11 protein-coding genes and 1 pseudogene are annotated in these 7,883 nt (G+C 61.3%); 4 read left to right on the top strand and 8 right to left on the bottom strand.

Annotated features, from left to right (window positions below; all coding sequences use genetic code 11):
- Nucleotides 1-433: NAD(P)H-binding protein (locus A2J01_RS01440; RefSeq protein WP_156519137.1), on the bottom strand; the 433-nt coding region annotated here is incomplete at its 3' end.
- Between the two features lie 94 nt (nt 434-527).
- Between A2J01_RS01440 and arsC the strand changes: the two genes are divergently transcribed.
- Nucleotides 528-881 carry an arsenate reductase (glutaredoxin) gene (gene arsC / locus A2J01_RS01435; protein WP_003946209.1) on the top strand — a complete coding sequence of 118 codons (354 nt, stop codon included), beginning with the start codon at nt 528-530 and terminating at the stop codon, nt 879-881.
- A gap of 13 nt (nt 882-894) precedes the next feature.
- Here arsC and arcA read toward each other — a convergent pair whose 3' ends face one another.
- Nucleotides 895-2,112: an arginine deiminase gene (arcA, locus tag A2J01_RS01430; protein ID WP_003946210.1), complete on the bottom strand. Its 1,218-nt coding sequence runs from the start codon at nt 2,110-2,112 to the stop codon at nt 895-897.
- A gap of 99 nt (nt 2,113-2,211) precedes the next feature.
- On the opposite strand from arcA, the gene A2J01_RS01425 reads away from it, so the two are divergent.
- Together A2J01_RS01425 and soxR are read left to right on the top strand one after the other, a co-directional pair.
- A complete protein-coding gene (locus A2J01_RS01425) occupies nt 2,212-2,700 on the top strand; it encodes an FABP family protein (RefSeq protein ID WP_003946270.1) in 489 nt (162 codons plus the stop codon).
- Between the two features lie 5 nt (nt 2,701-2,705).
- Nucleotides 2,706-3,185 carry a redox-sensitive transcriptional activator SoxR gene (soxR, locus tag A2J01_RS01420; protein ID WP_003946250.1) on the top strand — a complete coding sequence of 160 codons (480 nt, stop codon included), beginning with the start codon at nt 2,706-2,708 and terminating at the stop codon, nt 3,183-3,185.
- Here soxR and A2J01_RS01415 read toward each other — a convergent pair.
- From A2J01_RS01415 to A2J01_RS36220, 3 genes are all read right to left on the bottom strand, one after another.
- Nucleotides 3,171-3,653: a DUF2505 domain-containing protein gene (locus A2J01_RS01415; RefSeq protein ID WP_030536322.1), complete on the bottom strand. Its 483-nt coding sequence runs from the start codon at nt 3,651-3,653 to the stop codon at nt 3,171-3,173. The genes soxR and A2J01_RS01415 overlap by 15 nt on opposite strands.
- Nucleotides 3,654-3,701: 48 nt before the next feature.
- Nucleotides 3,702-4,547, bottom strand: coding sequence for an SDR family oxidoreductase (locus A2J01_RS01410; protein WP_007729029.1), 846 nt, complete (start codon nt 4,545-4,547; stop codon nt 3,702-3,704).
- A 145-nt stretch (nt 4,548-4,692) separates the two neighbouring features.
- On the bottom strand, nt 4,693-4,848 hold the full coding sequence (locus A2J01_RS36220) for a hypothetical protein (protein WP_003946253.1): 156 nt from the start codon (nt 4,846-4,848) through the stop codon (nt 4,693-4,695).
- Nucleotides 4,849-5,327: 479 nt separating this feature from the next.
- On the opposite strand from A2J01_RS36220, the gene A2J01_RS01400 reads away from it, so the two are divergent.
- A complete protein-coding gene (locus A2J01_RS01400) occupies nt 5,328-5,744 on the top strand; it encodes a helix-turn-helix domain-containing protein (RefSeq protein ID WP_003946231.1) in 417 nt (138 codons plus the stop codon).
- A gap of 60 nt (nt 5,745-5,804) precedes the next feature.
- Here the strand turns inward: A2J01_RS01400 and A2J01_RS01395 are convergent, their stop codons facing one another.
- The 3 genes and pseudogenes from A2J01_RS01395 to A2J01_RS36215 all read right to left on the bottom strand — a co-directional run.
- A complete protein-coding gene (locus A2J01_RS01395) occupies nt 5,805-6,806 on the bottom strand; it encodes a hypothetical protein (protein WP_064111626.1) in 1,002 nt (333 codons plus the stop codon).
- A complete protein-coding gene (locus tag A2J01_RS01390; protein WP_003946241.1) occupies nt 6,803-7,303 on the bottom strand; it encodes an ImmA/IrrE family metallo-endopeptidase in 501 nt (166 codons plus the stop codon). Before A2J01_RS01390 ends, A2J01_RS01395 begins: the two co-directional genes overlap by 4 nt.
- Before the next feature lie 3 nt (nt 7,304-7,306).
- Nucleotides 7,307-7,883: pseudogene (locus A2J01_RS36215) on the bottom strand (hypothetical protein); the annotation flags it as partial.

Here is a 7,883-nt window from a genome sequence, read left to right as displayed (position 1 = left end):
TCTTCGCCCGCAGGTAGGCGGCAAAAATCTCGTCGGTGTTCTCCGGTATTTCGTCACCAGCACCCATGGCGCTGATCTGTATGAACCGACGCACTCCCGCTTTCTCGGCGGCATCGGCCAACAGCACCGCCGCAGCTCGGTCTACGGAGTCCTTCCGCTCGATCGAGCTACCAGGTCCGGCGCCCGCGGCGAAGACCGCGACGTCGGCACCGTCGAGTACCTTCGCAACTTCCTCGACCGTGGAGGATTCCAGATCGATCACCACGGGGAACGCGCCGAGTGTGCGGACCGCACCCTCGTGCGCGGAGTTGCGGATCAGCGCTACCGGCCGATCACCATGTCCTGCCAGCAGGTACGTCAGGTGCTGCGCGATCTTGCCGTGCCCACCGGCAATGACCACGCGCCGTTCGTCCACACTTCGATGTTCCGTCATCGTTTTCTCCTCACAAGTCGGTACTTCAAGTGCAGCGCGCCGGAGGTGTCCGTTGTTCCCCTGTTTGTCCCACGAGTTCGGACACAGAGGCAGAATGACGGACATGGCATCTGCAACCATCTTCCACAATCAACGGTGCAACACGTCGCGGACTGTTCTCGGACTTATCCGCGACGCCGGCATCGAACCGACCATTGTGAAGTACCTCGATACTCCGCCTACCCGATCCGAGCTGGAAAAACTCCTCGCCGACGCCGGCCTCGAGCCCAGCCAAGCCGTTCGCAAGCGCGAAACGCAGTACAAGGAACTCGGGCTCGCCGATGCATCCGAATCCGAGATCCTCGACGCGATGATCGAGCACCCGATTCTGATCGAACGCCCGTTCGTGGTCACCGACAAAGGCACCGTCCTCGCGCGGCCTGCAGCCAAGGTGGAAGAAATTCTCTGACAGCGTCGACGGCTTACAGCGGATCGCGGGCGATCGGGCAGGACATGCACCGAGGACCACCTCGGCCGGACCCCAGTTCCGAACCCGCGATTCGCAAAACCTCGATACCCGAGGCCTCCAGCCTGGCGTTCGTTTCGACGTTGCGCTCGTAAGCGACGACGACGCCAGGCTCGACGGCGAGGGTGTTGTTTCCGTCGTCCCACTGCTCACGCTCGGCAGTCACCGTGTCGAGTCCGGTGTCGATCACACGCAGTTTTCCGATTCCCATGGCGTCGGCCGCCGCTTCGAGGAACGGCGTCGCACCGCGAATACTCACCCCGTCGTCTTCCTTGCGCAGAGTGAACGCCGCCAGGGTGTCCTGAATGGCCGGATACATGACGACCGCGTCGGCCTCGACCATGGTGCAAACCGTGTCGAGATGCATCGACGCTCGGCGTTGCTCGATCGGAACAACCAACACCGTGTGGGCGAGGCCGTCGTCGAACACGCTACGCGCCAATGCTTCTGCTCCGGCGGGTGACGTACGTTCACCGACACCGATTGCGATCACCCCCGGCGCGAGAAGCAGCACGTCACCTCCCTCGACAGGAGCCGTGTGCGACTCGTACGCGCGGCGCACGCCTTTGAATCGAGGGTGATGCGCGTAGACGAGATCCGTTATCGAGGATTCGCGAGCTCGCGCTGACAACGCCAAGGACGTGATGATGACCCGTGGCCCGACCCAGAACGACGAATCACGGGTGAAGAGCAAGTTGGGCAACGGGTCGATCACGAAGTCACCGCCGTGATGCATCCTGCGCACCAACGAGGTCGAGTCGGCATCGATCGGCAATTCGTCGAACGTCATTCCTGCAGTAAGGATCGACGAAAGCTCCTTCGGCTCCACCTTTCGCAGGTAGGCGGCCAGGTGTTGCCCGAGCGCGTGGCCGATCTTGCGTGCGTCGACGGCGGCCGCGATTCCCTGGATCCTCGCTGCGCCACTGACCTCGAGCGCCTCGGTGAGGAGATCGGACAAAAGCAGTACCTCGACGCCGCGCTCACGAAGGACGGTCGCAAACTGATCGTGTTCTTCCTGCGCGCGGTCCACCCACGGCAACGCGTCGAACAGCAGCTCGTCGTTGTTGCGCGGAGTCAATCGTTTCAACTCGTCGCCAGGACGATGAAGAATGACCGATCGCAATCGGCCCACCTCGGAATCGACACCGAGGGGGACGGAGCCAGAAGCGTTCATGAGTGAACACTAATCCCGTAGGCCCCACCCAGCAGGGACAAGCAGCTGTCGTACCGGTCCGCGTAACGTCTGATCCGACGCAGGCGAGAGGACCAGGCAATGAGTAGTACGGATCAGGCGGCGCTGAACGGCGCCGGAATCGAGAGGTTCACCGGGCGCTGGGTCGGCGCTGGAGCCGGACATTTCCCCACCATCGACGACTTCGAGTACTCCGAGGAGATCGAGTTCGCGCCCACCCCGAAACCGTTTCTCACCTACTCGTCGCGCACTCGTGGGCTCCCCGACGGACGACCGCTTCACATGGAATCGGGATACCTGCGCCCAACACCGGGTGGTGAGCTCGAATTGCTGGTCAGCCAGCCCACCGGATTCGTCGAGATCCATCGCGGCACCCTCGACTCCGAAGGCACTCTCGCCTTGACCCGTCTCACGCTCGCAGCATCACCCGACGCAAAACCGGTTCACGACGTCCGGCGAGTCATGCGCGTTCAGGGCGACACGCTGACATACGACTTGTGGATGGCGCACGGTGACACCCCGCTGACACATCATCTCCACGCCACCCTCCACCGGGCGACGGACCGGTAGTCGCCATGGAGATGCCGTCGTGGAAGGCAAAGGAACTCACGCCCGGCCAGCTCTCCGAGCGCAGCGGTGTCGCCGTCTCGGCCCTGCATTTCTACGAACGAGAAGGCCTCATCGTCAGTCGCCGGACCAGCGGAAACCAGCGCCGATACCAACGAGACACGCTTCGACGCGTCGCCTTCATCAGAATCTCGCAACGCGTCGGCATTCCGCTGTCGGAAATCAGAGAGGCCCTCGGCACACTTCCTGAAGGCCGTACCCCGAACCGCGCAGATTGGGAAAGATTGTCGACCGGGTGGCGGCGCCACCTCGATCTACGCATCGAGCAACTGGAACGTCTACGGGACAACCTCACCGGTTGCATCGGTTGCGGGTGCCTCTCGTTGGAGGGGTGCGCCCTCGCCAACCCGCACGATCAACTCGCATCCGCCGGCCCGGGTGCGCGCGTTCTGGAAGTAGATTTCGGTGCAGGCTCAGGCGAGAAATGACTCGACGGCGTCCCGATCGCGCCCCAGCAAGTCCTCGACGGTCTTCTTCAGCAACTTCTCGATCTGGCCGCCGATGATCGGCATCTTCACCTCAGCCGTTCCGTCGACGACCAACCGCGTGCAGGACTCGGCGGCGGTGAGATCGAGCGTCGTCTCGATTCGGATCGGCAGTCCCCGCGCGATTCCGGTGACCGACCCTGCTGCACGCCCGTCCGACAGAGGTCCCCACCGATCGACCCGTTTCAGACCGAGCCGACTCGGCGCAACCTTGGCGACCAGGCTCGGGAGGGAGGCGGAGTCGATTTCCTCGGACACGGATACTTCGATCGATCCGTCTCGAACTTCGATGTCCGAGGTGGCATAAAGGTCTCCGAGTCTGCCTTTCCAATAATTCGGGTCGGTCAAAGTTCGATGCACGTCGTCGATCGGATATTTGAATTCGATATCGAAGTGAAAACTCTTCGGCATGACTTTGGTCCCTATTCGACTAGATAAAAGTCCCGGCGGAGTTAACGCTCATCGCTTGAGCAATTTACTGAACTGGTCGTTCGCTTTTTGCATCACGAACTCGTAAGGCAGGGCGAATTTGCGCGCCCACCAGTATCCGAATCGGATGTCATTGGACGTATATACGAGGTACGTATTCTTCTCGATTCCCCGCAGAATGCACGACGCCACCTTCTCCGGGGAGACAGCACGCGCCTCGAACCGGTGCGTGAGTTTTTCGACCCGCGGGTCGTTCCTGTCGATACCCGCTATTTCCACGGTTCCCACCAATGGCGTCTTCACCCCACCCGGCACAACCAGACTGACCCCGATTCCGTGCCGCTTCAGATCGAATCGCAGCACCTCGGACACCCCGCGAAGGCCGAACTTGCTCGCACTGTAGGCGGCGTGCCACGGCAGGGCCAAAAGTCCGGCAGCCGAAGACACGTTGACCAGGTGTCCACCCTTGCCGGCACGAATCATGGGTGGAACAAACGTCTCCATGACATGGATCGGCCCCATCAGGTTGACGTCCACCATGGACTTCCAATGCCGATGTTCGAGGTTCTCGATAGTTCCCCACGCTGAAATGCCGGCGATATTCATGACGACATCCATCGAAGAAAATTGAGTGTGAATCTCGGTACCGAATTTCACGACCTCGTCGTAGTCCGAGATATCGAGTGCCTTCGCCATGCTGACCGTGCCGCCGCCGGCGCCGACCATCGCGACCGTCTCTTCCAATCCGACGCTGTTGATATCGGTGAGAAACAATTCGGCGCCGACCTCTGATGCACGCAGCGCAGTTGCACGTCCAATTCCACTACCGGCGCCGGTGATCAGGCATTTCTTGCCGTCGAGCGACCTTACAGACATGGATGAACACTCCCCCGCACTCGTACTGTGGACATGCGGGAAAGTCTACGCACGCACGGTGCGGCCGCCCTGAAACACGCAAGACGACCTGCGGGGCACGGCCGTACTCCGCGCAAACACCGCACAGAGACGACCGCAGCGAGCACTAGAGACGCTGCATCATCTGCTCTTGATAGCCCTTGACCGTACGGTCGAGTTCTTCCGCCGCTACATCGTCCCCACGCTTGCGTGCGTCGTGGGCTCGATCCTGAATTTCACGGATTGCGCGGCGCAATTCATCATCGCTCATCGTGTGTTTCATGTCACAATTCTGCACCCACTCGGAGGGTTTAGCTAGCACAGATCGCAATCCGGCAAACCGTTCAAGGTTCAACCCCGAGGTGATCCGCATGACATCGCAACCAGCCACCCTGATCGCGACCCCAAACCTTCAAACATCGCTTGAACTGCAGTTTTTCAATCGAAATAGTTGTGAAAAACCAGGCTAACGCATAGCTAATATCGCCAAAACGGGTAAAAGGTTTGATATTGGGCAGATTGGCCAAGTACTGGAAGGTTCGAATAGCGCAGTCGTAGCTGCACATTTCCGTGTGGCGGAAACTCAATGTGCGCTGAGACATAGCTGAGCACTCATTGGCCGGACGAATCGAATCTCGGACACATTTGACAACTAGTCCACTAAACAGACTACGGTGAGCTACCGATCGGTTATCCGCGTGATACCGTAGGATTCACTGAACGGACAATTGCTAGCTAGAGAGGATTACGGGGCGGTTCACAATGGCTGACTTTGCAGAACGATTGAACAAACTGTTCGACAGTGTTCATCCTCCGGGGCGCAAACCCCATACCAACGCCGAGGTTGCGGCAGCGCTCATCGAAGACGGCCATCAGATCTCCAAGCCGTACATCTCGCAGCTCCGCTCGGGACAGCGCACCAACCCCTCAGACGAGACAGTCGCAGCCTTCGCCCGGTTCTTCAAGGTGAAGCCCGACTACTTCTTCAACGACATCTACGCAGCCAAGATCGATCACGATCTCGAACTGCTCTCACAGCTCCAAGGCTACGGGCTTCGCCGCCTCTCGAGCCGTGCATTCGACCTCTCGGAAGAATCGCAGAATCTACTCACCACGATGGCTGAAAAGCTCCGCGCGAGTGAAGGTTTGCCAGAGGTTCCGCCTGACGCGTCACGCTGATGTGAACGTGCTGAAGCACTGACTCGATCTCGAGCACTGCAATGACATGGAGTAGGTCGACTACGAACGTCGACCTACTTTTGTCGTTTCATCGAGTTCTTTCGCCAACAACAACACCCATCGGCGCGCCGACATCTTCTCAGGAGGCGCAATCCACCTGGTGTCCAACACATCCGAGGCCAAGGGATCGGCGATCCACCCCGCCAAAATCCCCGCGTGTGCAGTGACGGCCCGCGGCGGTTCCTGACCACCGACGTCGAACATCCCGGCGCCGGACTGGATGTACATCGCATCCATGATCTGCGCGATCATGTCCGATGCCCGCAGCACAGACGTACTCCCGGCGCTGTCCGCGTCGACTACCTCGGGGAATCGCTTGACGAGAAGCGCGTGCATCCGCCGCAGCCGGTACAGATCTCGTCGCGCACGTAGCCAGGTCTCGAGAAGCACCCACGTGATGCCCAGCGCAATCAGAACACTCGAGGCAGCGATGAACCACACCCCTGCGCCCGTCCAGATATCCGATTCGAGTGCGCCGGTGCCACCGATCGATTCGACAAGCATCACGACGACTACGACGAGCAGGATCGACGAACCGGTCACGATCAACGCGATTCCGCGCCCCAACGGCGCCCACGCAACGTGCCGTAGCCCCGTCGAAATGACAAGGGACAGAGCGACGATGATAAAGATCAGAGCCGGCGCCGGGTAGCCGAAGAGAACCGCGATCGCCACCAGGAGCCCCACCGAGTACAGCACGGTGGCGAGGCCGCGCATAGCCGGACGTGACATCACCGGCCACGCAGACACGGCGCCGACTGCACTGGCCGCAGACAACGCTGTCCACAAGACGATGACGATCATCGCGGCGGCATGCTGGTCCGGCGCAATGCGATCGACGATGTCCCATACCGCCGGCACCATGACCGTCGACGACAATGCGACCGAGAAGCCTGCAAAGACCATCGACATTCGCAACGGCGTCGCGGTGCGCGCGACAACTCGACCCAGTCTCGCGCCGGCTGCAACCCAGACGAGAAGGGCCACAGCCCAAAAGATCATCCGATCGCCTCGTCGTACCGCAACACCGACAGCGGTGTCCCACGGCCACTCATCGTTCGCAGACGCATGATCAACATCGACGCGAACGTCTCGGCTTCCCACTCCGCGATGTCGTCCATCGGCACGGGTTCGTTGCGCCGCAGAGAACGTTGACTCAACATGTAGGCGATCAAATCGTCACTGACCTCGAGCGTCGCCTCGGCGATCTCGGCACCCTCGTGGCGAAACACTATGTGCCCCAACTCATGTGCCAGAGTCCGCTCGACATTGGGTAGTCCGGGAGCCAAAACGATGACGTCGTGGTCGTCGTAGGCCCGGCGCTGACCGCACACTCCGGTGGCGAGAGGGGTTTCCAGATCGATCTCGATCGGGCGCCCACGCTCGCGGGCGACTGTCTGCACCACCGTCAGCAGTGACACTGCCTCCGACGACGCTGCTGCGTCGCATACGGCATCCACCGCGGCCAGAACGCGGCGATGTGAACGTCTGTCCGGCACGACTCACGCACCTCCCTGTGATCCGGGTGCCAGGAATTCGGCACGCGCGGCAGCCAATCGCGCCTTCTGCAGCGATGCTCCGCGGAAAGTCAGTGCTCCCGCACCGGCCGCTACCACTGCCATTCCGCCTACACCGCCGGCGACGGCGGCGGCGTTGAGAATCGGCGGAAGCCCTTGAGTGAACGCCGTCGGAAATGCCTGCGGGTTGTCAGTCGGAGCCGCGACGTTCGGAACGTTCGACGGTACCTGCGGAGCTACGGGTGCGGGTGCGGCCAGAACCTCGGGTGCGGAAGGGGCTGCGACTGCGCCCGGCGCAGCGTTTGCCGGTCCACCGGCAGAGGGTGCAGGCGCTCCGCCGCCCGCTGACGGTCCCTGCGGATCAGACGGTCCAGCCGGCGGAGCCGCTACCGCGGACGACTGCTCGGAACTCGGCTGCGATTCGGAAGGAGACTGTGTCTCGGAGGGTGCTTGGCTCGAAGGACTCTCGGTCTGCGAAGTTGCGTTGGTCGCGGGGGAAGCGCTGCTGCTCGGACGTTGCGACGCCGAAGGGTTGGTCGTGGGCTCAGTCGTGGTCGTGGGC

This window comes from Rhodococcus sp. EPR-134 (assembly GCF_001647205.1).
Classification (GTDB): domain Bacteria; phylum Actinomycetota; class Actinomycetes; order Mycobacteriales; family Mycobacteriaceae; genus Rhodococcus_F; species Rhodococcus_F qingshengii.
This window is presented reverse-complemented; position numbering and strand designations above follow the sequence as displayed.

What these genes read in the sequence shown, in the direction of transcription:
- arsC (WP_003946209.1), top strand. Translation starts at nt 528, where the DNA reads ATGACGGACATGGCATCTGCAACCATCTTCCACAATCAACGGTGCAAC.
- arcA (WP_003946210.1), bottom strand. Translation starts at nt 2,112, where the DNA reads ATGAACGCTTCTGGCTCCGTCCCCCTCGGTGTCGATTCCGAGGTGGGC.
- A2J01_RS01425 (WP_003946270.1), top strand. Translation starts at nt 2,212, where the DNA reads ATGAGTAGTACGGATCAGGCGGCGCTGAACGGCGCCGGAATCGAGAGG.
- soxR (WP_003946250.1), top strand. Translation starts at nt 2,706, where the DNA reads ATGGAGATGCCGTCGTGGAAGGCAAAGGAACTCACGCCCGGCCAGCTC.
- A2J01_RS01415 (WP_030536322.1), bottom strand. Translation starts at nt 3,653, where the DNA reads ATGCCGAAGAGTTTTCACTTCGATATCGAATTCAAATATCCGATCGAC.
- A2J01_RS01410 (WP_007729029.1), bottom strand. Translation starts at nt 4,547, where the DNA reads ATGTCTGTAAGGTCGCTCGACGGCAAGAAATGCCTGATCACCGGCGCC.
- A2J01_RS36220 (WP_003946253.1), bottom strand. Translation starts at nt 4,848, where the DNA reads ATGAAACACACGATGAGCGATGATGAATTGCGCCGCGCAATCCGTGAA.
- A2J01_RS01400 (WP_003946231.1), top strand. Translation starts at nt 5,328, where the DNA reads ATGGCTGACTTTGCAGAACGATTGAACAAACTGTTCGACAGTGTTCAT.
- A2J01_RS01395 (WP_064111626.1), bottom strand. Translation starts at nt 6,806, where the DNA reads ATGATCTTTTGGGCTGTGGCCCTTCTCGTCTGGGTTGCAGCCGGCGCG.